Source organism: Pseudomonas sp. PP3, from assembly GCF_905336995.1.
Lineage (GTDB): Bacteria > Pseudomonadota > Gammaproteobacteria > Pseudomonadales > Pseudomonadaceae > Aquipseudomonas > Aquipseudomonas reinekei.
Window position 1 is genome coordinate 4,122,624 of record NZ_HG995459.1, and the last position, 24,491, is coordinate 4,147,114.

At 59.7% G+C, this 24,491-nt stretch carries 18 protein-coding genes; 8 read left to right on the plus strand and 10 right to left on the minus strand.

From position 1 onward, the window contains the following. Nucleotides 1-114: 114 nt before the first annotated feature. The 4 genes from KHO07_RS18830 to KHO07_RS18845 all read right to left on the minus strand — a co-directional run bounded on the left by KHO07_RS18830 (nt 115) and on the right by KHO07_RS18845 (nt 4,765). Nucleotides 115-351, minus strand: a complete 237-nt coding sequence (locus tag KHO07_RS18830; protein WP_075946000.1) for a DUF1653 domain-containing protein — start codon at nt 349-351, stop codon at nt 115-117. 99 nt (nt 352-450) lie between these two features. Beyond that, nucleotides 451-1,626 (minus strand): acetyl-CoA C-acyltransferase FadA, encoded by a 1,176-nt coding sequence (gene fadA / locus KHO07_RS18835; protein ID WP_056857016.1) that lies wholly within the window; start codon nt 1,624-1,626, stop codon nt 451-453. A gap of 29 nt (nt 1,627-1,655) precedes the next feature. Then, nucleotides 1,656-3,803, minus strand: coding sequence for a fatty acid oxidation complex subunit alpha FadB (gene fadB / locus KHO07_RS18840; protein WP_212625187.1), 2,148 nt, complete (start codon nt 3,801-3,803; stop codon nt 1,656-1,658). Nucleotides 3,804-4,327: 524 nt separating this feature from the next. Next, nucleotides 4,328-4,765, minus strand: a complete 438-nt coding sequence (locus KHO07_RS18845; RefSeq protein ID WP_150733285.1) for a hypothetical protein — start codon at nt 4,763-4,765, stop codon at nt 4,328-4,330. A gap of 104 nt (nt 4,766-4,869) precedes the next feature. Between KHO07_RS18845 and KHO07_RS18850 the strand changes: the two genes are divergently transcribed. Further along, entirely contained in the window at nt 4,870-5,310 is a 441-nt protein-coding gene (locus KHO07_RS18850) for a universal stress protein (RefSeq protein ID WP_150733284.1), read from the plus strand. A 170-nt stretch (nt 5,311-5,480) separates the two neighbouring features. Here KHO07_RS18850 and KHO07_RS18855 read toward each other — a convergent pair whose 3' ends face one another. Next, nucleotides 5,481-7,397, minus strand: coding sequence for an ATP-binding cassette domain-containing protein (locus tag KHO07_RS18855; RefSeq protein WP_212625188.1), 1,917 nt, complete (start codon nt 7,395-7,397; stop codon nt 5,481-5,483). Nucleotides 7,398-7,610: 213 nt separating this feature from the next. On the opposite strand from KHO07_RS18855, the gene KHO07_RS18860 reads away from it, so the two are divergent. Continuing rightward, nucleotides 7,611-9,539, plus strand: a complete 1,929-nt coding sequence (locus tag KHO07_RS18860) for a transglycosylase SLT domain-containing protein (protein WP_150733282.1) — start codon at nt 7,611-7,613, stop codon at nt 9,537-9,539. Nucleotides 9,540-9,673: 134 nt separating this feature from the next. On the opposite strand, the gene KHO07_RS18865 is transcribed toward KHO07_RS18860, so the two are convergent. Continuing rightward, nucleotides 9,674-11,461, minus strand: coding sequence for an ABC transporter transmembrane domain-containing protein (locus tag KHO07_RS18865; RefSeq protein ID WP_212625189.1), 1,788 nt, complete (start codon nt 11,459-11,461; stop codon nt 9,674-9,676). A 251-nt stretch (nt 11,462-11,712) separates the two neighbouring features. Here KHO07_RS18865 and KHO07_RS18870 point away from each other — a divergent pair, with 251 nt between their 5' ends. Continuing rightward, nucleotides 11,713-11,892: a PA1571 family protein gene (locus KHO07_RS18870; RefSeq protein WP_075946008.1), complete on the plus strand. Its 180-nt coding sequence runs from the start codon at nt 11,713-11,715 to the stop codon at nt 11,890-11,892. 94 nt (nt 11,893-11,986) lie between these two features. Here the strand turns inward: KHO07_RS18870 and pdxB are convergent, their stop codons facing one another. Next, entirely contained in the window at nt 11,987-13,129 is a 1,143-nt protein-coding gene (pdxB, locus tag KHO07_RS18875) for a 4-phosphoerythronate dehydrogenase PdxB (protein ID WP_212625190.1), read from the minus strand. A 164-nt stretch (nt 13,130-13,293) separates the two neighbouring features. On the opposite strand from pdxB, the gene KHO07_RS18880 reads away from it, so the two are divergent. Continuing rightward, nucleotides 13,294-14,697 carry an MATE family efflux transporter gene (locus KHO07_RS18880; protein WP_212625191.1) on the plus strand — a complete coding sequence of 468 codons (1,404 nt, stop codon included), beginning with the start codon at nt 13,294-13,296 and terminating at the stop codon, nt 14,695-14,697. A gap of 104 nt (nt 14,698-14,801) precedes the next feature. On the opposite strand, the gene tusA is transcribed toward KHO07_RS18880, so the two are convergent. Together tusA and rlmM are read right to left on the minus strand one after the other, a co-directional pair. Then, a complete protein-coding gene (tusA, locus tag KHO07_RS18885; protein ID WP_212625192.1) occupies nt 14,802-15,053 on the minus strand; it encodes a sulfurtransferase TusA in 252 nt (83 codons plus the stop codon). Nucleotides 15,054-15,248: 195 nt separating this feature from the next. Continuing rightward, complete coding sequence (rlmM, locus tag KHO07_RS18890; protein ID WP_212625193.1) at nt 15,249-16,322, minus strand: 23S rRNA (cytidine(2498)-2'-O)-methyltransferase RlmM; 1,074 nt, start codon at nt 16,320-16,322, stop codon at nt 15,249-15,251. Between the two features lie 222 nt (nt 16,323-16,544). Between rlmM and acnA the strand changes: the two genes are divergently transcribed. The 3 genes from acnA to KHO07_RS18905 all read left to right on the plus strand — a co-directional run bounded on the left by acnA (nt 16,545) and on the right by KHO07_RS18905 (nt 22,108). Then, nucleotides 16,545-19,286, plus strand: a complete 2,742-nt coding sequence (acnA, locus tag KHO07_RS18895) for an aconitate hydratase AcnA (RefSeq protein WP_212625194.1) — start codon at nt 16,545-16,547, stop codon at nt 19,284-19,286. Between the two features lie 360 nt (nt 19,287-19,646). Further along, the gene (locus KHO07_RS18900) at nt 19,647-20,438 is read left to right on the plus strand and encodes a CPBP family intramembrane glutamic endopeptidase (RefSeq protein WP_150733274.1); all 792 of its coding nucleotides are present in this window, start codon (nt 19,647-19,649) and stop codon (nt 20,436-20,438) included. Nucleotides 20,439-20,542: 104 nt separating this feature from the next. Further along, nucleotides 20,543-22,108, plus strand: coding sequence for a PAS domain-containing methyl-accepting chemotaxis protein (locus KHO07_RS18905; protein ID WP_212625195.1), 1,566 nt, complete (start codon nt 20,543-20,545; stop codon nt 22,106-22,108). Between the two features lie 178 nt (nt 22,109-22,286). Here KHO07_RS18905 and KHO07_RS18910 read toward each other — a convergent pair whose 3' ends face one another. Then, nucleotides 22,287-22,964, minus strand: a complete 678-nt coding sequence (locus KHO07_RS18910; RefSeq protein ID WP_212625196.1) for an alpha/beta family hydrolase — start codon at nt 22,962-22,964, stop codon at nt 22,287-22,289. A gap of 92 nt (nt 22,965-23,056) precedes the next feature. Here KHO07_RS18910 and ccoN point away from each other — a divergent pair, with 92 nt between their 5' ends. Then, complete coding sequence (gene ccoN, locus KHO07_RS18915; protein ID WP_150733271.1) at nt 23,057-24,481, plus strand: cytochrome-c oxidase, cbb3-type subunit I; 1,425 nt, start codon at nt 23,057-23,059, stop codon at nt 24,479-24,481. Nucleotides 24,482-24,491 lie beyond the last annotated feature (10 nt).

Consider the following 24,491-nt stretch of genomic DNA (forward strand, 5'->3'; position numbering starts at 1 on the left):
GGATCGGAAAATTCCTGAATTCGAGAAGTGAAAGGCGGTTGGCGCCTGACGCGGCACCGCTATATATAGTGGCAACAAGGTGAGGTCAAGCGCAGGGTTTTGCGCGAACTCAGCTTATGGCTTGGTAAAAAGGCTTTCTTCGACCTGCACCAAAGCAAAGCGTGGCACCTGTTCGCCGTCAACCTCGACGGACTCCAGGAACATGCTCAAGGGACGTACCCAAAAGCCGTAATCGCCATACAGGGCTTGGTAGAAGACCACTTCTTCTTCGGTTTCCGAATGCCGCGCAACACTGAAAACGCGGTACTGCGGACCTTTGTAATGTTGGTAGAGCCCAGGTTGTATCGGCATGCTTTGGCCCTCACTCAAATTTTTTCAAAATAAAAACAAAAATAAATCCGGAAAAACAAAAACCGGGGCACTTGGCCCCGGCTTCCATCAACGAAACGCTTAAACGCGTTCGAAGACGGTGGAGATGCCTTGGCCGAGACCAATGCACATGGTGGCTACCCCAAGGTTGCCGCCATTTTGCTTCATCACGTTCAGCAAAGTGCCGGAGATACGCGCACCAGAGCAACCGAACGGGTGACCCAGGGCGATCGCGCCGCCGTGCAGGTTAACCTTCTCATTCATCTTGTCGAGCACTTTCAGATCTTTCAGCACTGGCAAGGCCTGTGCGGCAAAAGCTTCGTTGAGCTCGAAGAAGTCGATATCGTTGATGCCCAGGCCCGCGCGCTTCAGTGCTTTTTGTGTGGCCGGTACTGGACCATAGCCCATGATCGCCGGGTCCACACCTGCCACTGCCATCGAGCGGATCACCGCCAGAGGCTGAATACCCAAGTCCTGTGCACGCTGCGCGGACATCACGATCATGCACGAAGCACCATCGGTGATCTGCGAAGAAGTACCGGCTGTCACGGTGCCGCCCTTCGGATTGAACGCTGGCTTCAGAGCCGCCAGGCTTTCCAGGGTGGTTTCCGGACGAATGGTCTCGTCGTAGTCGAAGGTTTTCAGGAAACCGTTCTCGTCATAGCCCTGCATCGGGATGATTTCGTCTTTGAACTTGCCTTCCACGGTCGCCTTGTGGGCGAGTTGGTGGGAGCGCACGCCGAAAGCGTCCTGCTGCTCGCGAGTGATGCCGTGCATTTTGCCCAGCATTTCAGCGGTCAGGCCCATCATGCCCGAGGCTTTCGCCGCGTACAGCGACATGTGCGGGTTCGGATCGACACCGTGCATCATGCTCACGTGGCCCATGTGCTCGACGCCGCCGACGACGAACACGTCACCGTTGCCGGTCATGATCGCTTGCGCAGCAGTGTGCAGCGCACTCATGGACGAGCCACACAGGCGGCTGACGGTCTGGCCGGCCGAAGTGTGCGGGATCTGGGTCATCAGCGACGCCATGCGCGCGATGTTCCAGCCCTGCTCCAGGGTCTGGTTCACACAGCCCCAGATCACGTCTTCGACTTCGCTCGGGTCAACCTTGACGTTACGTTCCAGCAGTTTGCTGATCAGGTGCGCCGACATATCTTCGGCACGGGTGTTGCGGTGCATGCCGCCCTTGGAGCGGCCCATCGGAGTACGACCGAAGTCGACAATCACGACGTCTCTAGGATTCAAGCTCATAAGTTCACTCTCACTCTAGTTGGGGGCGCTTAACCGAAGAAGCTCTGACCGTTTTTGGCCATTTCGCGCAGCTTCGCGGTCGGGTGGTACAGCGCGCCCAAATCAGCGTACTGGTCAGCCAGGGCAACGAACTCTGCAACACCGATCGAGTCGATGTAGCGCAGCGCACCGCCACGGAATGGAGGGAAACCAATACCGTAGACCAGACCCATGTCGGCTTCGGCGGCGGTTTCGACGATACCGTCTTCCAGGCAACGCACGGTTTCCAGGCACAGCGGGATCATCATCCAGTTGATGATGTCTTCGTCAGTGACTTCACGCTGTTCGAACACGATTGGCTTGAGCACTTCCAGTACCGATGGATCGGCAACCTTCTTCTGCTTGCCTTTCTTGTCGGTCTCGTAGGCGTAGAAGCCCTTGCCATTCTTCTGGCCCAGGCGCTTGGCTTCGTAGAGCACGTCAACGGCCGAACGACGGTCGTCTTTCATGCGGTCCGGGAAGCCCTCAGCCATCACGTCACGACCGTGGTGACCGGTGTCGATGCCGACCACGTCCATCAGGTACGCCGGGCCCATCGGCCAGCCGAATTTTTCCATGATCTTGTCGATACGGACGAAGTCCACACCGGCGCTGACCAGCTTGGCGAAACCGCCGAAGTACGGGAACAGGACACGGTTGACCAGGAAGCCCGGGCAGTCGTTGACGACGATCGGGTTCTTGCCCATTTTCTTGGCGTAGGCAACGGTGGTGGCAACCGCCAGCTCACTGGACTTCTCGCCACGGATCACTTCCACCAGCGGCATCATGTGCACCGGGTTGAAGAAGTGCATGCCGACGAAATTCTCCGGACGCTTGAGGGCTTTGGCCAGCAAGGTGATGGAAATGGTCGAAGTGTTCGAGGCGAGGATGGTGTCCTCTTTGACCTTGTCTTCAACTTCTGCCAGTACGGCTTGCTTGACCTTCGGGTTCTCGACAACCGCTTCCACCACCAGGTCCACGTGACCGAAGTCGCCGTAAGACAGGGTTGGGCGGATGCCGTTGAGCACTTCAGCCATTTTCGCGGCGGTCATACGGCCTTTGTCAACACGGCCAACCAGCAGCTTGGCAGCTTCGGCCAGACCCTGTTCGATACCGGCTTCGTTGATGTCCTTCATCAGGATCGGCGTGCCTTTGGACGCCGATTGATAGGCGATACCGCCACCCATGATGCCGGCGCCCAGTACGGCGGCCTGTTTCACGTCCTTGGCGATTTCGTCGTAGGCCTTGGCCTTTTTCTTCAGTTCCTGATCGTTCAGGAACAGACCGATCAAGCTCTGCGCGGCGGAGGTCTTGGCCAGTTTGACGAAACCTGCGGCTTCGACTTCCAGCGCCTTGTCGCGACCGAAGTTCGCGGCTTTCTGGATGGTCTTGATCGCCTCAACTGGCGACGGGTAGTTCGGGCCAGCCTGGCCAGCCACGAAACCTTTGGCGGTTTCGAAAGCCATCATTTGTTCAATAGCATTCAGCTTGAGTTTTTCAAGCTTCGGCTGGCGCTTGGCCTTGTAGTCGAACTCGCCGGAGATGGCGCGCTTGATCACTTCAAGGGCAGCTTCTTGCAGCTTCTCAGGAGCAACCACAGCATCGACGGCGCCGACTTTCAGCGCGTCTTCAGGACGGTTTTCCTTGCCGGAGGCGATCCATTCGATGGCGTTGTCGGCACCGATCAGGCGCGGCAGGCGTACGGTACCGCCGAAGCCCGGGTAGATACCCAGCTTGACTTCCGGCAGACCGATCTTGGCCTTGGTGGACATGACGCGGTAGTCCGCCGCCAGGCACATTTCCAGACCACCACCCAACGCGATGCCGTTGATGGCAACGACTGTAGGGACGTTGAGGTCTTCGAAATCGCTGAAAATCTTGTTGGCTTCGAGGTTGCCTGCAACAAGCTCTGCATCCGGCAGCTTGAAGTTGTCGACAAATTCGGTGATGTCGGCGCCGACGATGAAGACGTCTTTGCCACTGCTGACGATCACACCCTTGATCGAAGCATCTGCCTTGATGGTGTCTACGGCCTGACGCAGTTCGTTCAGGGTTAGACGATTGAACTTGTTGACGGACTCACCCTTGAGGTCGAACTTCAGTTCGACGATGCCACTTTCAAGAGCCTTAACCGTGATGGCTTTACCTTCGTAAATCATCAACTGATCTCCACGATATGGAAGCTGAACAGTACACGTCGGACCCAGGTGAATGGTTCGGCAGGGACGTTAAACGTCGATGCTACGCCTCTCAACCCGGCACACCCGCCAACGCGATAGTCGGGATTCTGTAGGAGCGGTCTGAAATACAAACGCTCAATTCATACGCCCGTTTGATTTGGGTACGCCACCTTCACGGAATTTCCGGCAATTGTCAATCGCCCAAAATGCAGGTTGAAACGCGACTTTGCAGTCACTTCCGTAACGCGAAGATCTCTAACACGCGGGTGCATGTGCTGCCATTCATAGAATCAATCATTAGAAAAGTCGCCCTAATTCCCTGCAGCTTTTGTTTAACAAGCTACGCTGGCGGGACTTGAGAAGAAAATTTTTGAACGCTGCGGTGAATACCCAGCGTAAGATCTGCCCAAACCGAATTACCGGCCTGCCTGGCCAACCCCGCCCGATGATTGATGTCGGGCTTTTTATTGCCTGGAAATAAGGACCTGCTGGAGGTCCGTATTTCAGGCGAGGGCTTTGAGGGTGGCGTCGATGTGCTGCAAAACCTCGGTTTCGCCTTTCTCGCCCCAGTACAAGGTAATCATCTGCTTGTCGGCTTCAACCTTGTAGACGTTGTCCGGCAACTTTTCGAAATGAATCAGTAATGCGGGATCCTCGCAGACCTCTTGCCACTGATTCACCCACACACCCGGGGTTTTCTGCCAATAACTCCAGCATGCCGGCTGACTGCCGCGCCGCGGTCGATGGTACTGGGCGCAGGGGTTTGGCGGCTCCTTACCGAGCCAGTGCGGCCACTCCTGAGGCGCCAGTTGCATGGCCAGGCCCATGCGCCGCGCCTCCATGCGCAGAGCCATCCGGCCGCTCTGATGACGCGATGGACGCAACCATGCCAGAGGGCTGAGCACCACCAGCAGGATTGACACCACTATCCAGACCGTCATATCTGTACTCCCGATTCTGAATGAGCGCATTGAGTCACTTTGAAACCAATGCGCTTGAAACCAGCCATACTTACCAATATTGCATCCCTCAGGAGGAGCACCTCATGCCCTACAACCATATTCTGGTCGCTGTAGATCTAACCGAAGAGTGCGACCCTGTAATCCATCGTGCTCGGGAGCTGTCGGTGAGCAACGGTGCGAAGTTGTCCCTGGTTCACATTGTCGAACCCATGGCCATGGCCTTCGGCGGCGACGTGCCAATGGACCTGTCACAACTGCAACAACAGCAGTTCGATCAGGCCAAGGAGCGTCTGGACCGGCTGATCGTGAAGTATCCGGAGCTTTCCAAGGAGTACAGCCACCTGACCTACGGCCAGCCACGCCAGGAAATCCACCACCTGGCCAAGGAGCAAGGGTGCGACATGATCGTGGTGGGCAGCCATGGCCGACATGGTCTGGCGCTACTGCTGGGTTCCACTGCCAATGATGTATTGCACGGCGCACCCTGCGATGTGCTGGCGGTGCGTCTGCAAAGCAAAAGCTGACAACACCCCCTTGTAGGAGCCGGCTTGCTGGCGATGCGGGCAACACGGACTGCCTGATGCACCGTTGTGATGCCATCGCTGGCAAGCCCCCTCCTACAGGGAAATTGCATTTCATACGAAAAGCCCGGCGTTCACGTGCGTGAAGCCGGGCTTTATTATTTCAGGATCAATCAAGCATCCAGTTCAGCCCAGCGCTCGACCATGACGTCGAGCTCAGCCTGCAACTGCGACAGCTGAGCAATCACGGCTGCGGTTTCAGTCGCAGGGCGCAGGTAGAAACCCGCATCAGCCATCTGTGCTTCCACAGCGGCGATCTGCTGCTCCATGGCTTCGATCTGGCCCGGCAACGCTTCCAGCTCGCGCTGCAATTTGTAGCTGAGCTTTTTCTTCGCTGGTGCTTCGACCGCTGCCGCCACGGGCGCAGGCTCAGCCTTGACCACCGCGGAGTTCAGGTCGGCCTTGCCGGATTTGCTTTCGGTCACGCCCAGCAGACGCGGCGAGCCACCCTGACGGAGCCAGTCCTGATAACCACCGACGTATTCGCGAACCGTGCCTTCGCCTTCGAAGACCAGGGTACTGGTTACCACGTTGTCGAGGAATGCCCGGTCGTGGCTGACCATCAGTACGGTGCCGTTGAAGGTCAGCAAGACCTCTTCCAACAGCTCGAGGGTTTCGACGTCGAGGTCGTTGGTCGGTTCGTCGAGGACCAGCAGGTTCGCCGGCTTGCTGAACAGCTTGGCCAGCAACAGACGGGCACGTTCACCACCGGACAGCGCCTTGACCGGCGTGCGGGCACGCTGCGGGCTGAACAGGAAGTCGCCGAGGTAGCTCAGCACGTGACGACTCTGGCCGTCGATATCGATGAAGTCGCGACCTTCCGCGACGTTATCGATCACGGTCTTTTCCAGATCCAGCTGATGACGCAACTGGTCGAAGTAGGCGACGTCGATCTTCGTGCCCTCTTCCACCTTGCCGCTGGTCGGTTGCAGACCGCTGAGCATCAGCTTGAGCAGCGTGGTCTTGCCAGTGCCGTTGGCGCCGAGCAGACCAATGCGGTCGCCGCGCTGCAACACCATGGAGAAATCCTTGATCAGGAACGGCCCGCCCGGGTGAGCAAAGCTCACGTTCTCGAGCACCATCACCTGCTTGCCGGATTTATCGGCCGTTTCCAGCTGGATGTTGGCCTTGCCGGTGCGCTCGCGACGCTCGCTACGCTCGACGCGCAAGGCTTTCAAGGCACGCACGCGGCCTTCGTTACGGGTACGACGAGCCTTGATGCCCTGGCGAATCCACACTTCTTCCTGGGCCAGGCGCTTGTCGAACAGCGCGTTGGCAGTGGCTTCGGCAGCCAGTTCGGCTTCTTTATGCACGAGGAAACTGGCGTAGTCGCCGTTCCAGTCGATCAGGCCGCCGCGATCCAGTTCGAGGATGCGGGTGGCAAGGTTTTGCAGGAAGGAACGGTCGTGGGTGATGAACAGCACGGCGCCCTGGAAATCCTTCAGCGCTTCTTCGAGCCAGGCGATCGCACCGATGTCCAGGTGGTTGGTCGGCTCGTCGAGCAGCAACAGGTCCGGTTCGGAAACCAGGGCCTGGGCCAGCAGAACGCGGCGACGCCAGCCACCGGACAACTCGGCCAGCGTCTTGTCTGCTGGCAATTGCAGGCGACTCAGGGTGCTGTCGACCAGCGTCTGCAAACGCCAGCCATCGCGGGCTTCGAGGTCGTGCTGGACGTGCATCAGCTTGTCCAGGTCAGCGTCGGTGACGATGTTCTGGCTCAGGTGGTGATACTCGGCAAGCAAGGCACCGACACCGTCAAGGCCTTCAGCCACCACGTCGAACACGGTCCGCTCGTCGGCTACCGGCAATTCTTGCGGCAATTCACCAATCTTGAGGCCGGGTGCGCGCCAAACCGAGCCGTCATCGGGCTTCTGGTCGCCCTTGACGAGCTTCATCATGCTGGATTTGCCAGTGCCGTTGCGGCCGATGATGCACACCCGCTCTCCACGGGCGATCTGCCAGGACACCTTGTCCAACAACGGCATAGCGCCGAAAGCAAGGGACACATCGCTGAATTTGAGCAGGGTCATGAGCTTCTCCAAAAACCGGGCGCGCATTCTACCTGAATCGAGGCTTCAGAAGGCCGGCAATTTCACTGTCGAAGCACTCTGCACAACAAATGTTGCGAACTGATGCAGACAGGTCCGCAAAGCTTTCACCCGTTGCTGGCAAAAGGCTAAGCTACGGATAATTCAGTGTCGGCATCGCCAGCACTTGTCATGGTTTTTCTGTCCGGACGTCTCATGCGCAGTCGCCTTTTCAATTTTTTGTCGTGCTTTTTACTGTCTGCCGCTGCCGTTCAATCCGCCCAGGCGGTAGACCTGTCCACCCAACGCCAGTATTACGATGAAGCCAAGCGCGCCCTGGCCAAGGGCGACACCGGCCCTTATTTCCGATACAGCCAGGCCCTGGCCGATTATCCGCTGGAACCCTACCTTGCCTACGACGAGCTGACCGCGCGCCTGAAAACCGCGAGCAACGCTGAGATCGAAAAATTTCTCGCCGAGCACGGCGACCTGCCGCAAGCCAACTGGATGAAACTGCGCTGGTTGCGCTGGCTGGCCGATCGCGGCGACTGGGCGACCTTCGTCAAGTACTACGACCCCAAGCTCAACTTCACTGAGCTGGACTGCCTGAACGCGCAGTACCAGATCAGCCACAACCTCAAGTCCGAAGGCTATGCCAACGCCAACAAGCTCTGGCTGACCGGCAAATCGCAACCGGCGGCATGTGACGCGCTGTTCGGCATGTGGGCCGCTGACGGCCAGTTGACCGAACAAAAACGTTGGGAGCGCACCAAGCTCGCCGCCCAGGCGCGCAACTATCCACTGGCCAACAGCCTGATCAATGGCCTGACCACCCTCGCCCCTCGTGGCCGTTTGCTGGTGGATGTGGCGCAGAACCCGGAGCTGTTGAACCAACCATCGCGCTTCACCCCGGCCGACGAGCCGATGTCCGACGTGGTCAGTCTCGGCCTGCGCCGCCTCGCCCGCCAGGATCCGGACAGGGCCATGAACCTGTTGGACGGCTATGCCAGCAGCATGCACTTCTCACGGGATGAAAAAGTCGCAATCGCCCGAGAAATCGGATTGACGCTCGCCAAGCGTTTCGACAGTCGCGCCTTGGAGATGATGACCAAATACGATCCGGAGCTGCGCGACAACACCGTGTCCGAATGGCGTATGCGCCTGTTGCTGCGCCTGGCTCGTTGGGACGACGCCTATCAGCTGACCCGACGCCTGCCGCAAGACCTGGCGACCACCAACCGCTGGCGCTACTGGCAGGCCCGCAGCCTGGAGCTGGCACAACCGCAGAGTCAGGAACCGCAAACCCTTTATAAAAACCTGGCCCGTGAACGCGACTTCTATGGCTTCCTCGCAGCGGATCGTTCGCAATCTGCCTATTCGCTGAACAACAAGCCACTGGTGCTCAGCCAGGCACTGGTCAACAAAGTGCGAAATACCCCCGGCATACGGCGCGCCCTGGAGTTCCACGCCCGCGGGCAAATCGTCGACGGGCGTCGCGAGTGGTACCACGTCAGTCGCCACTTCAGCCGCGATGAAATGGTTGCCCAGGCGAAACTGGCCTACGACCTGAAATGGTATTTCCCGGCGATCCGTACGATCAGCCAGGCGCAGTACTGGGATGACCTGGACATTCGATTCCCGATGGCTCACCGCAACGCACTGGTGCGTGAAGCCAAGAACCGTGGCCTGCATTCCAGCTGGGTGTTCGCCATTACCCGGCAGGAAAGCGCCTTCATGGATGACGCTCGCTCCGGCGTCGGCGCCTCGGGCCTGATGCAGTTGATGCCCGCCACGGCCAAGGAAACCGCGCGCAAATTCAGCATTCCGTACGCGTCGCCGCAGCAGTTGTTCGACCCGGACAAGAACATCCAGCTCGGCGCCGCCTACCTGAGCCAGGTGCACAGCCAGTTCAACGGCAACCGCGTCCTCGCCTCCGCCGCCTACAACGCCGGCCCGGGCCGCGTGCGTCAGTGGCTGCGCGGTGCCGACCACCTGAGCTTCGACGTGTGGGTGGAAAGCATCCCGTTCGACGAAACCCGCCAGTACGTGCAAAACGTGTTGTCGTACTCGGTGATCTACGGCCAGAAACTCAACTCACCGCAGCCAATCGTGGACTGGCACGAACGGTATTTCGACGATCAGTGATCCCCCGGCAGAAGCTGCCGAAGGCTGCTATCACTTGATCTGCCCTTCTCTGCAAGCCACCAAAAATGCCCGCATCGATTGATGCGGGCATTTTTGTTGAAGCGAGAGCAAAAGATCGCAGCCTGCTGCAGCACCTACAAATGAAGATCGAGCGCGGCTTTGCCATCGCTGAACTGCAAAGCCGCCAACCGCGCATACAGCGCATTGCTGGCGATGAGTTCTTGATGCGTGCCCACCGCCACCAGTTTGCCTTGGTCCATCACCGCGATGCGGTCGGCGTTTTTTACGGTGGCCAAGCGATGGGCGATGACCAGGGTGGTGCGGTTTTTCATCAGGCTGGGCAGCGCTTGCTGAATCAAGTGTTCGCTTTGCGCATCGAGGGCGCTGGTGGCTTCGTCGAGCAACAGGATCGGCGCATCCACCAGCAACGCCCTGGCGATGGCCAAGCGCTGACGCTGGCCGCCGGACAAACCGAGGCCGCCATCGCCCAGATGCGTCTGGTAACCATTGGGCATGGCTTCGATAAAGTCGTGGGCGTAGGCGATTTTTGCCGCCTCCTGCACTTCAGCAAGCGTCGCCGTCGGGTTGCCGTAGCGGATGTTCTCTTCGATGCTGCCGAAAAACAGCGCCGGGGTCTGCGAGACCAGTGCGAAGCAACGACGCAGGTCCAATGGATCGAGCTGGGTCAACGCCGTGCCGTCGAGCAGGATTCGCCCCTCGGCGGGATCGTAGAAGCGCAGTAGCAGGTCATACACCGTCGACTTGCCCGCCCCGGAAGGGCCGACCAAGGCCAGGGTTTCGCCAGCCCGTATGCTCAGGCTCAAGCCATCGACGGCATAGCTTTCGGGACGTGACGGGTAGGAAAAGCGCACATTCTCAAGCACCAGTTCGCCCTTGACCCGCTCGGGCAACGCCACCTGATGAGTGGTCGGTGGCCGGATGATGTTTTCCGAGCGCAGCAACTCGGCGATCCGTTCCGCTGCACCGGCCGCGCGCTGCAATTCGCCGATCACTTCGCTCAAGGTGCCGAAAGCGCTGCCAACGATCAGGCTGTAAAAAACGAATGCCGCCAGCTCACCCGCAGAAATGCGCCCGGCAATCACGTCCATGCCACCGACCCAGAGCATGACCCCTACCGCACCCAGCACCAACACGATCACCAACGTAATCAGCCAGGCCCGCTGAAAGATGCGTTTACGCGCGGTGTCGAATGCTTCTTCCACCGTGACGGCAAACCGCTGTTCGTCCTGGGACTGGTGGTTGTAGGCCTGCACGGTTTTGATCTGGCCGAGGGTCTCGGAGACATAACTGCCGATATCGGCGATCCGGTCCTGACTCAAGCGCGACAGGCTGCGCACCCGTCGGCCAAAAATCAGGATCGGCGCAATGACCAACGGCAAGGCGACCACGACGATGCTGGTGAGCTTGGGATTGGTGATGAACAGCAGGACGATCCCGCCGATTACCATCAACAGATTGCGTAAAAACAGCGACAGCGAAGAACCGATCACCGATTGCAGCAGCGTGGTATCGGCGGTCAACCGCGACTGGATTTCCGAGCTGCGGTTATTTTCGTAAAACCCGGGATGCAGATAGATCAGATGGTTGAACACCTGCCGGCGAATGTCGGCGACACAGCGCTCGCCAATCCACGACACCAGATAAAACCGGGCGAAGGTGCCGAGCGCCAGCCCCAACACCAGCAACATGAAAACGCCGATGGACTGGTTGAGCAGATGCGGCGACTGGGTCATGAAGCCCTGATCCACCAGCATGCGAATGCCTTGCCCCATGGACAAGGTGATGCCCGCCGTGACAATTAACGCCAGCAAAGCACCCAACGCATGCCAGCGATAAGGTGCAATAAAACGACTGGCCAGACGAATGGCACGGCGGTGTCGAACAGTGAGCATTGGCATCATCCAGGACGGAACAGTTGATAAGGGCAACCTACACCGATCAATGGGGTGGAACTTGGTAAATCACAATGAGTCAGGTTAATTATGTCCACCAAGACTAGGCGCTAGACGCTATCGGTCTAACGTCCGGGTGGTAACGCCGAAGTATTTCTGGTGGACTGGTATTGCCGTTTTGAAGTGATCGCAGGGAGTTGTCATAGCCTGGTCACCTGGCGGTTTTATAGTGGGTACACAACCTGATGAGGAGACAGGCCATGTCCTTGCAAAACAGCAGCGATGACAAGATTCAAGTGATCCGCACACAGCCAGACCAGTCTCTGGGTTGCTCGATTATTGATGAACAGGGCCGCGAAGTACCGATCACTGAAGACATGATCCAGAAAGCTTGCAGCGAACTGGAGAAGCGATTGGTCAAGCCTGTCGAACAAGAGTGATATAGCCACCGTCTTCTTGACCCGGCCCTTGTAGGCCGGGTTTTTTATGCCTGCATGAACATGCTTTGTGTGGGAGATGCCGAAGGGTTGGTCTTTAGACAGGTGTTGCGCCCAACGCTGCCACAATCCGTTGCAATGCCGGTGCATCACCGTCGATCCGCACCTGCAAGCCATCGATCTCACGCCGCGATGGGTAATTCTTGCGCAGCACATCAAACGCCGCACGCTGCTCGCTCACACTGCCTACGAGACTGCGGCGGAAGTCCGCGTCGTCACGGCGCGGGTCGTACACGCCTCGGCACAACATCGCCAGCGCCCAGGCCGGATCGCTTTGCGCGCTCAAGGTCACTTGCGATAACCAGGGTGCCGGCAGCAAATCACTCAAGCTGACCGTGGCCGGTTGCCCGAGGAAATCGCAATACGCCTGGTAGATCTGCGCCGTACCGCGTTGTTTGCCATCGAGGCTGTAGCCGGCGATGTGCGGCGTTGCCAGTACGCAGAGTTCGGCCAGCGCTACATCGACTTCCGGCTCGCCTTCCCAGACATCAAGCACGGCTTGCAGGTCCTCACGCTCCAGCAACACATCGCGCAATGCAGCATTGTTGACCACCGGGCCGCGGCTGGCATTGATCAGCCAGGCGCCGGGTTTGAGCTGGTTCAAGCGTTTTTTATCAAACAGATGCCAGGTCGATTGCGGGCCTTGTTTGGTCAGCGGCGTGTGCAGGCTGATCACGTCGCACTGTTCGATGATGTCCTCAAGGCTGACGAAATCGCCAGTTTCAGCGGCTTGCCGGGGCGGGTCGCAGACCAGCACTTTCCAGCCAAGCCCCTGCAGGACCTTGACCAGTCGCCCGCCCACTTCACCGGCACCGACCACGCCGTATGTGCGCTGCGTCAGGTCGACGCCTTCGATTTCGGCCAGGGTCAACAGGCTGCCGAGCACATAGTCGACTACGCCCCGGGCATTGCAACCCGGCGCACTCGACCAGGTGATGCCGGCTTGTTGAAAGTAATCCAGATCAAGGTGATCGGTGCCGATGGTGCAGGTACCAACGAAGCGCACCTTGCTGCCTTCGAGCAGCGCGCGGTTGACGTTGGTCACCGAGCGCACCAGCAATACGTCGGCCTGTTCGACGGTGGCGCGATCGATGGATCGGCCCGGCACCCGGCGGATTTCTCCGAAACCTTCGAAGAAGGCATCGAGCAGGGGGATATTTTCGTCGGCAACAATCAGCATGGCAGGCTCCTTAGGCGGATCGGCAGTGTAGGCGGAGATGGCCCATAACGCCTAGCACGCGCCAGAGGGTCGATTACAAATCGCTAACACGGGTCTTTTCCTGACCGCTGCGTCAACGCGTAGAATGCGCGCCTGTGCAACAAAACCTTTTGGACGCTTTGCTATTGAATCCTGTAACTGAAAATACCGTCGCCGCAGCGCCTGCGCGGACGACGCCCATCCGCATCGAGCTCAAAGGCCTGCTCAGCCTGGCTTTGCCTATCATGGTCGCGCAGTTGGCGACCACGGCCATGGGCTTTGTCGATGCAGTGATGGCCGGCCGCGTCAGCCCGCGGGACCTCGCCTCGGTGGCACTGGGCAACTCGATCTGGATTCCGGTCTACCTGCTGATGTCCGGCGTTCTGCTGGCCACCACGCCCAAGGTCGCACAACGCTTTGGCGCCGGGCAGTTCGACGAGATCGGTCCGCTGGTACGCCAGGCGTTATGGCTGGCACTGTGTGTCGGGTTGATCGGCAGTGGCCTGCTGCTTGCCGCCGAGCCGATCCTGCACTGGATGAAAGTCGATGCGCAATTGATCGAGCCGAGCATGGGTTACCTGCACGGCATCGCTTTCGGCTTGCCGGGCATGGCCTTCTATTATGTGCTGCGCTGCTACAGCGATGGCATGGGTCGGACGCGTCCGAGCATGGTCATTGGCCTGTGCGGCCTGTTGCTGAACATCCCGCTGAACTATGCGCTGATCTATGGTCACTTCGGCGCTCCGGCCCTGGGTGGCGTCGGCTGCGGCTGGGCCAGCGGCATCGTGATGTGGTTCATGGCGTTGAGCATGGCCGCGTGGACCTTCTGGGCACCGTTTTATGCGCGTACTCGTGTGCTGGTGCGCTTCGACCGCCCGCAATGGGCCATGATCAAGCGCTTGGTCAGCATTGGCCTGCCGATCGGTATCGCGGTCTTCGCCGAATCCAGCATCTTTGCGGTCATTGCCCTGCTGATCGGCAGCCTCGGCTCCACCGTGGTCGCCGGCCACCAAATCGCCCTGAACATCAGCTCGCTGCTGTTCATGATTCCTTACTCGTTGGGCATGGCAGTCACGGTACGGGTCGGCCAGGCACTGGGCGCCGGCAATCCCTGGCAAGCGCGGTTCGCCGCGAAGGTCGGCCTCGGTGCCGCGCTGGTGTTTGCCGCGTTTTCGGCGACGCTCATCCTGTGCCTTCGCGAACCGATCGCCTCGATCTACACGCCGGACAAGGCGGTGATCCAGATTGCGTCGATGCTGATCGTCTACGCCGCGCTGTATCAGTTCTCGGATGCCATCCAGGTGATCTGCGCCGGAGCGCTGCGTGGCTACCAGGACACGCGTGTGACGATGATCCTGACGCTGTTCGCTTACTGGGGTATCGGCTTGCCGGTCGGTTACGTGCTGGGGCTGACCGATTGGCTCGGCCCGGCCAGCGGCCCGAGCGGGCTCTGGGAAGGCTTGATCGCCGGCTTGAGCTGTGCGGCGCTGATGCTGTCGATCCGCCTGACCCGCAGTGCTCGCAAACGAATCCGGCTCAGCCTTCGCTAATCACCGCACCCTGTAGGAGCCGGCTTGCTGGCGATGGCGGTGTGTCAGTCAGGTTAATACCGGCTGAACTACTGCGATCGCCAGTAAGCCGGCTCCTACGGGGTTTACGTGGATTTCTTGCGGATCCAGTACAGATAAATGCCCGCGTCTTCATGCTGTCCCACCAGTTCGTGGTCGAGAAACACGCAGAACTTGGGGATATCGCGACGGGTCGACGGATCGGTGGCGATCACCTTGAGCAGGCCGCCGGGTGCCAGGTCACGGATGTGCTGGTGCAGCATCATGACCGGTTCCGGGCAGTTGAGGCCGGTGGCGTCGAGGGTGCCGTCTACCGGCGTATCAAGCATTTCACTCATGATCAACTCCTGAAACTTGCCGGCATTGTCGCGTATTGCCGGGTTTGTGGCGAGGGAGCTTGCTCCCGCTCGGCGGCGAAGCCGTCGTCAAACCTGTGGGTGAGGTGTACCTGATCTTGCGAGGTTGCTGAGTTCAGGGCCGCTTCGCAGCCCAGCGGGAGCAAGCTCCCTCGCCACAAAAGCCATAGAGGGATATCAGCGGGACTTGGGCTTCTTCACGTCGATCCGGCGCAAATGGCAAGTCACTTCTTCCCGGTCGTGGTACAGCTGCTTGCAGCCGATCTCGACCTTGATGCCCCGGGCCTTGAAACCATCGGCAATGCGTTCCAGCAGGCGCTTCACTTCCGCATAGCGCTGTTTCATCGGCAACTTGAGGTTGACCACCGCTTCACGGCAATGCCCTTCGCCAATCCACTCTTCGAGCATCGCGGCGTTGCGCGCCGGTTTCTCGACGATGTCGCAGACCATCCAGTCCACCGGTTGCTTGGGCTTGAAGGTGAAACCGTCGGCCATCAAGTGCTGCACCAGGCCGGTGTCCATCAGGCTTTCGGCCATCGGACCGTTGTCGATGGCGGTCACCAGCATGCCGCGGTTGACCAATTGCCAGGTCCAGCCCCCAGGCGCGGCGCCGAGGTCGACGCCGGTCATGTCACTGTGCAAGCGCTCGTCCCACTGATCACGCGGGATGAAATGGTGCCAGGCCTCTTCCAGCTTCAAGGTCGAACGGCTCGGCGCTTCGCGGGGGAATTTCAACCGCGGAATGCCCATCGGCCAAATCGCCGAGTTGTTCGACTCCGCCAGACCGACGAACACTTCACGACCGCTCTTGAAGGTCAGCAGCAAGCGTGGTTTGCTGGCGTCGTCCACCAGTTTGCCGGCGGATATCAATGCCTTGCGCAGGTGCACTTCGAACTTTTTGCAGAAGTTCGACAGCTCCTTGCCATCGTTGGTGTCGACCATTTCCAGCCACAGGCTGCCGCACACGGGGAAATCCGCCATGTGCGCGAGGATCACACTGATGCGGTCGGTTTCCGGCAGATCAATGAAAATGCCCCGTGCCCATTGGCGCGGGAAGATCAGGCGTTCAAAACGCTGACCGCGCATCAGGCGTTCGGCGCCATCTTCTTCGGTGCAGACAAATTCGGCGCAGGCACTGGCGGCCTTGGCCTTGGCATAACCGGCCACGTTCAGTTGTGCGGCAAGGTCGGAAATCTCGGAACAGACTTCGCCTTCGAAGCCCGGCCGGCAATGCATGAATAGGGTGTTCATTCTTACTCCTGGGCAGATGGCGAGACATTCAACCACTGCGCGATGCCCAGGCTTGCTCTGGAGCAAAGCCTGTCACGAAAACCGGCGCATGATAGCCGAGATCGGAACCTGGGGTCTGTCCATAGAGTCCAGTTATTAGCCAGCTACTTAAAACAGGGCTAGGTTTAATGCTCTGCCCGTCCCCTCAGTCCGTAGCCGTGCGGACTCAAAGGAGTGATCGTAATGCCGTCCCTCGATAGTCTGAAGACACTGAAAACCCTGCAAGTCGACGACAAGACCTACCACTATTTCAGCCTGCCGGATGCCGCCAGGAGCCTGGGTAACCTGGACCAGCTGCCGATGTCGTTGAAAGTGCTGCTGGAAAACCTGCTGCGCTGGGAAGACGAAAAAACCGTCACCGGTGCCGACCTCAAGGCCATTGCCGCCTGGCTCAAGGAGCGCCGCTCCGATCGCGAGATCCAGTACCGCCCGGCGCGGGTGCTGATGCAAGACTTCACCGGCGTGCCCGCAGTGGTCGACCTGGCCGCCATGCGCGCGGCGATGGCCAAGGCCGGTGGTGATCCGCAGCGGATCAACCCGCTCTCCCCCGTCGACCTGGTCATCGACCATTCGGTGATGGTCGACAAATACGCCACCAGCAGCGCGTTCGAACAGAACGTCGATATTGAAATGCAACGCAACGGCGAACGCTATGCGTTCCTGCGCTGGGGCCAGAGTGCCTTCGACAACTTCAGCGTGGTGCCGCCGGGTACCGGGATCTGCCACCAGGTGAATCTGGAGTACTTGGGCCGCACAGTGTGGACCAAAGACGAGGACGACCGCACTTACGCCTTCCCGGATACGCTGGTCGGCACCGATTCCCACACCACGATGATCAATGGCCTCGGCGTGCTCGGCTGGGGCGTTGGCGGCATCGAAGCGGAAGCGGCGATGCTGGGGCAACCCGTGTCGATGCTGATCCCGGAAGTGATCGGCTTCAAACTCACCGGCAAGCTCAAGGAAGGCATTACCGCCACCGACCTGGTGCTGACCGTCACCCAGATGCTGCGCAAGAAAGGCGTGGTGGGGAAATTCGTCGAGTTCTACGGCGACGGCCTCGCCGACCTGCCGCTGGCGGATCGCGCAACCATCGCCAACATGGCCCCGGAATATGGCGCCACCTGCGGTTTCTTCCCGGTGGACGACGTGACGCTGGATTATCTGCGCCTGTCCGGCCGCCCGATTGAAACCGTGAAACTGGTCGAGGCCTACAGCAAGGCGCAGGGCCTGTGGCGCCTGCCGGGCAAGGAACCGGTGTTCACCGACAGTCTGGCTCTGGACATGGCCAGCGTCGAAGCCAGCCTCGCCGGCCCCAAGCGTCCGCAAGACCGGGTATCGCTGCCCAATGTCGCGCAAGCCTTCAGCGACTTCCTCGGTTTGCAACTCAAGCCCACCAGCAAGGAAGAAGGCCGCCTGGAAAGCGAAGGCGGTGGTGGTGTGGCGGTGGGCAACGCCGATCTGGCCGGTGAAGTGGATTACGACTTTGAAGGACAAACCGTGCGCTTGAAAAACGGCGCGGTGGTGATTGCGGCGATTACCTCCTGCACCAACACCTCAAACCCGAGTGTGATGATGGCCGCCGGTCTGGTAGCGAAGAAAGCCGTGGAAAAAGGCCTGCGCCGCAAGCCGTGGGTGAAAAGCTCACTGGCCCCAGGCTCAAAAGTGGTCACCGACTACTACAAGGCTGCCGGCCTGACGCAGTACCTCGATGAGTTGGGTTTCGCCCTGGTCGGTTATGGCTGCACCACGTGTATCGGTAACTCCGGGCCGTTGCCGGAACCGATCGAAAAAGCCATCCAGAAAGCCGACCTGACCGTGGCCTCGGTGTTGTCCGGCAACCGCAACTTCGAAGGCCGGGTCCATCCGCTGGTGAAAACCAACTGGCTGGCCTCGCCGCCACTGGTGGTCGCCTATGCGCTGGCCGGCACCGTGCGCATCGACCTCAGCCGCGAGCCGTTGGGCGAGGATCAGAACGGCAATCTGGTTTACCTGAAGGACATCTGGCCGAGCACCCAGGAAATCGCTGCTGCCGTGGAGCAGGTCAACACCGCCATGTTCCACAAGGAATACGCCGAAGTGTTCGCCGGCGATGAACAGTGGCAAGCCATCGAAGTGCCGCAGGCGGCGACCTATGTCTGGCAGGACGATTCGACCTATATCCAGCATCCGCCGTTCTTCGACGACATTGGCGGACCGCCGCCGGTGGTGAAGGATGTCGCAGGTGCGCGCATCCTCGCCCTCCTCGGCGATTCGGTAACCACCGACCACATCTCCCCGGCCGGCAACATCAAGGCCGACAGCCCGGCGGGCCGCTACCTGCGCGAGAAAGGCGTGGAACCGCGGGACTTCAACTCCTACGGCTCGCGCCGCGGCAACCATGAAGTGATGATGCGCGGCACCTTTGCCAACATCCGCATTCGCAACGAAATGCTTGGTGGCGAAGAAGGTGGTAATACGCTCTATATCCCTACCGGTGAAAAGCTGGCGATCTACGACGCGGCCATGCGTTACCAGGCGGCGGGCACGCCGCTGGTGGTGATCGCCGGACAAGAATACGGCACGGGATCAAGCCGAGACTGGGCGGCCAAGGGCACCAATCTGCTGGGGGTCAAAGCGGTCATCGCCGAAAGCTTCGAACGGATTCACCGCTCCAACCTGGTGGGCATGGGCGTGCTGCCGCTGCAGTTCAAACTCGACCAGAATCGCAAGAGCCTGAATCTGCGAGGCACTGAAACCCTGGATATTCTCGGTCTGACCGGCACCGAGGTGACGCCGCGAATGAACCTGACCCTGGTCATCAACCGTGAAAACGGCACCCGCGAAAGAATCGAAGTCTTGTGCCGGATCGATACCCTTAATGAGGTGGAGTACTTCAAGTCGGGAGGGATCCTGCATTACGTGTTGCGGCAGCTGATCGCGTCGTAGTTCTGCTGACAAAGACACCGCCTTCGGGCGCAATGCTGTTCAGTTAAGAGATAGAACAAGCAATCAGTAACCTGTGGCGAGGGAGCTTGCTCCCGCTGGACTGCGTAGCAGTCCCATTTTGGGGGCGCTTCGCTCCCCAGCGGGAGCAAGCTCCCTCGCCACAGGTACAGTGTTCGACCTTAAATGAACAGCATTACGCCTTCGGGCGGTGTTTTTTTGTGCTTACGAAAAAGCCTGTGGAAGCGAGCCTGCTCGCGATGGCGGTGTAACATTCACAAATAATGCTGAATGACACTCCGCTATCGCGAGCAGGCTCGTTCCCACAGGGAGCTGGTGCAGGCCCAGACACAAGGATTCTCAATGCTCGCTCTGCCATGGACATTTCTGGCGCTGCTCTCCCTCGGCTACGGCATGGCCCTGGCCTACGGCCGACTCGGCTGGCTTGCGGGGATTTCCGTCGGCTTATTACTGATCGCCGGCTTCGCGGTGCGTCAAACAAAACTGCAGTTCGGCCGCTATCTCGGCCATGGCCTGTTCATCTTCCTCGCGCTGGCACTGGCGCTGCACTGGCTGCCCGGCTTCCATAACGGACGGGTGATCGAACCACAGCGCTTCACGGACGATGCCGTGCGGTTTTCCATGTACCTGAATCTGGATAAACCCCTGATCGGTTTCTGGCTATTGCTGGTCTGCCCGTGGATTGTCGGTCGGCGCTCACTGCGGTTGTTCCTGTATGCCACGCCCGTCGCGCTGGCCCTGAGCGCCGTGCTTGCACTGGGCGGCGCGCTTCTATTGGGCGTCATCGGGTGGGCACCGAAATGGCCGGACGCTGGCTGGCTATGGCTGCTCAACAATCTGCTGCTGGTGACGCTGGTCGAGGAAGCGCTGTTTCGCGGTTACATCCAGGGCGGCCTGAGCCGACACTTCAAACACTTGGCGTACGGCGAAAACCTCGCGCTGTTGCTGACCTCGTTGTTGTTCGGCCTGGTGCACGCAGGAGCGGGCTGGCAATGGGTTCTGCTGGCCAGCCTGGCAGGTTTCGGCTACGGCCTGGCCTACCGTTATGGCGGGCTGGCCGCCGCCATCGCCACGCACTTTGCCTTGAACGTGCTGCACTTCGGCCTGTTCACCTATCCGATGCTTGCCGGCTGACGCAAGGGGCATTTTGCGACGTGCCGCTGACTATCGAAAAATAATTTCAACAAATGGCTATGGGTGCCGATACAGCACTTGAAAGCCTTGCGGATTAAAAAGCCATGCGTAACAACCAGCCAATTACACAACGCGAACGGACCTTCCCGGCCCAGCAACGGTTGATTTCCACCACCGACGCCAAGGGCATGATCACCTACTGCAACGACGACTTCGTCGAGATCAGCGGGTTTTCTCGTGAAGAACTGATCCGTGCACCGCATAACCTGGTGCGTCACCCCGACGTCCCGGCCGCCGTGTTCGCGCATATGTGGGGCACACTGAAACAAGGCTTGCCATGGATGGGTATTGTCAAGAATCGCTGCAAGAACGGTGATCACTATTGGGTTAACGCCTACGTGACACCGATCTTCGAAGGCAATCAGGTGATCGGTTACGAGTCGGTGCGGGTCAAGCCCACCGCCGAACAAATCCACCGCGCCGAAGCGCTCTACCAACGCATCAACCAGGGCAAGTCGGCCATCCCTTCCTCGGATAAATGGTTGCCGGTTCTTCAAGACTGGCTGCCGTTCATTCTGGTCAGCCAGTTGAGCTTCATGATCGGCGCCACCCTGACTTCGCAGTGGGGTTTCGCCCTCGCCGCCGCCCTCTCGGTACCGCTGGGCCTGATGGGCCTGAGCTGGCAACAGCGTGGCATCAAGCGCTTGCTGCGCCTGGCCGAGCAGACCACATCCGACCCGTTGATCGCGCAGATGTACACCGACAGCCGCGGCGCCCAGGCGCGTCTGGAAATGTCGATCCTCAGTCAGGAAGCCCGCCTGAAAACTTGTCTGACCCGCTTGCAGGACACCGCCGAACACCTGACCGAACAAGCCAGGCAGTCCGATGCACTGGCGCACAACAGCTCTACCGGCCTGGAACGTCAGCGCGTCGAAACCGAGCAAGTGGCGACCGCCGTCAATCAGATGGCCGCCACCACGCAGGAAGTCGCCAGCCATGTGCAGCGCACTGCCGATGCCACCCAGGAAGCCAATCGCCTGACCGGTCGCGGTCGCGACATCGCCGGGGAAACTCGCGAAGCGATTCAGCGACTGTCGGTAGTGGTTGGGGAAACCGGCCTGACCGTGACTCAACTGGCCAAGGACAGCGACGAAATCGGTGGTGTGGTCGACGTGATCAAGGGCATCGCCGACCAGACCAACCTGCTGGCGCTCAACGCCGCCATCGAAGCAGCCCGTGCCGGTGAGATGGGTCGTGGATTTGCGGTGGTGGCCGATGAAGTTCGCCAGTTGGCGCAACGCACCAGCGAATCCACCGGGCAGATTCACGCCCTGATCGCCAAGCTGCAGCAAACTGCAGGCACTGCCGTACAAACCATGGAAGCCGGGCACCGTCAGGCGGAGGAAGGTGTGGCGCGAGTACTGGAAGCGGATCAGGCACTGGTGGGGATCAGCGAAGCGGTGGCCAACATCACCGACATGACCACCCAGATCGCCGCCGCCACCGAAGAGCAAAGCGCTGTCGCCGAAGAAATCAGCCGCAACATCAGCAACATCTCGCACCTGGCTGACCAGACCTCGGAACAGGCGCAGAACTCGGCGTTGTTGAGTGAAGAGCTGACCAAGACGGCAAATACCCAGTATTCGTTGGTGGAGCGGTTTAACCGCTGATTGATGCTGGAATGACAAAAACCCGGACAGTGCAAGCTTCCGGGTTTTTTATTGCCGATCTGAAAATGATGTCGCCTGATAGGCCCCCATCGCTGGCAAGCCAGCTCCCACAAGGGATCACCGTCCCCGTGGGAGCTGGCTTGAACAGCGATGGGGGCCATGATGTTCACCGCAAATATCACTGAAGAAACGCAGCCACCTTGCTCGCCGCAGCCGCCAAATGCTGTTCATGCGTGAACCCCGAAGCCTTCAACGGTTTCAAATCATGATCCCCCGCCACCAGCCAGAACACTTCAATACTCGGTGACAACGCGTAAGCCTCGACCGCCTCGCGATTGCCCAGCGCATCCCGCTCGCCTTGCACAATCAAGGTACGGGTATTCAACGAAGCCAAATGCTCGACCCGCGGTTTCTCTGGTTTACCCACGGCATAAAACGGATAGCCCAGACACACAAGCGCATCCGCCCCCAGCTCATCCGCCAGCAAACTCGCCATCCGCCCGCCCATGGACTTGCCGCCAATGGCCAAGGGCCCGGTGACATGGCGTCGCACCTCGGCATACACCTCGCGCCAGCATTCCAGCAGTTTTGGCGCCGGGTTGGGTGGACGCTTGCCGCCGTCGATTCGTCGTTGCGCCATGTACGGAAACTCGAAGCGCAGCACGTTGACACCTTGCGCCGCGAGGCGTGCGGCCATGTCGTTCATCCAGCTGCTGTCCATGGGTGCACCGGCACCGTGGGCCAACATCAACGTTGCCGAAGCCGTGCCTGAGGCGTCATCCCATAGCCACCCGTGTTCCCGCACACACTGCGCCCATTGATCCCCGTCAATACCGGCCTTGTGCCCATTGTTCATGCTTGCCTCGCTTTTAGTCTGCCTATAACTCCAGGCGAAGGGGACGCTGCCTTGCGCTGCGCCCATTTCGGCTGAACCGTGGATGGGGAACCATGAACACTTCTATCAGTACCGCCTACAACTACAAGGTGGTCCGCCAATTCGCCATTATGACGGTGGTGTGGGGCATCGTCGGCATGGGGCTCGGGGTTTTTCTCGCCGCCCAGTTGGTCTGGCCCGAACTCAACTTCAATTTGCCGTGGACCAGTTTCGGCCGCTTGCGCCCGCTGCACACCAACGCGGTGATCTTCGCGTTCGGCGGCTGCGCCCTGTTCGCCAGTTCTTTCTACTCGGTACAACGCACCTGCCAGACACAGCTGTTCGCGCCGAAAATCGCCGCGTTCTGCTTCTGGGGCTGGCAACTTGTCATTCTCCTGGCAGCTATCAGCTTGCCGCTGGGCTACACCAGTTCCAAGGAATACGCCGAGCTGGAATGGCCGATCGACATTCTGATCACCATCGTCTGGGTCGCCTACGCCATCGTGTTCTTCGGCACGATCATGCAGCGCAAGACCAGGCATATCTACGTCGGCAATTGGTTCTTCGGTGCGTTCATTATCACCGTGGCCATCCTGCACATCGTCAACAACCTTGAGTTACCGGTGAGTTTCACCAAGTCCTACTCGCTGTACGCCGGTGCCACCGACGCCATGGTGCAATGGTGGTACGGGCACAATGCCGTGGGCTTTTTCCTCACCGCAGGCTTCCTCGGCATGATGTATTACTTCGTGCCGAAGCAGGCGGAACGCCCGGTGTATTCCTATCGCCTGTCGATCGTGCACTTCTGGGCGCTGATCACGTTGTACATCTGGGCTGGTCCGCACCACCTGCACTACACCGCACTGCCGGATTGGGCACAGTCGCTGGGCATGGTGATGTCGCTGGTGCTGCTGGCGCCGAGTTGGGGCGGGATGATCAACGGCATGATGACGTTGTCGGGCGCCTGGCATAAGTTGCGCAGCGACCCGATCCTGCGCTTCCTCGTGGTGTCGCTGGCGTTCTACGGCATGTCGACCTTCGAAGGCCCGATGATGGCGATCAAGACCGTCAACGCCCTCTCCCACTACACCGACTGGACCATCGGCCACGTACACGCCGGCGCGCTCGGCTGGGTGGCGATGATTTCCATCGGCGCGCTGTACCACATGATCCCGAAAGTCTTCGGACGCGAGCAGATGTACAGCATCGGCTTGATCAACGCGCATTTCTGGCTCGCCACCATCGGCACCGTTTTGTACATCGCTTCGATGTGGGTCAACGGCATCGCCCAGGGCCTGATGTGGCGTGCGGTGAACGAGGACGGCACGCTGACTTACTCCTTCGTCGAAACCCTGGTGGCCAGCCACCCGGGCTTCGTCGTGCGGCTGGTGGGCGGCGCGATCTTCCTCAGCGGCATGTTCCTGATGGCCTACAACACCTGGCGCACCGTGCGGGCCTCGCAGCCCGCCGACGTCGCCGCTGCCGCGCAGATGGCCTGAGGAGTCCGCC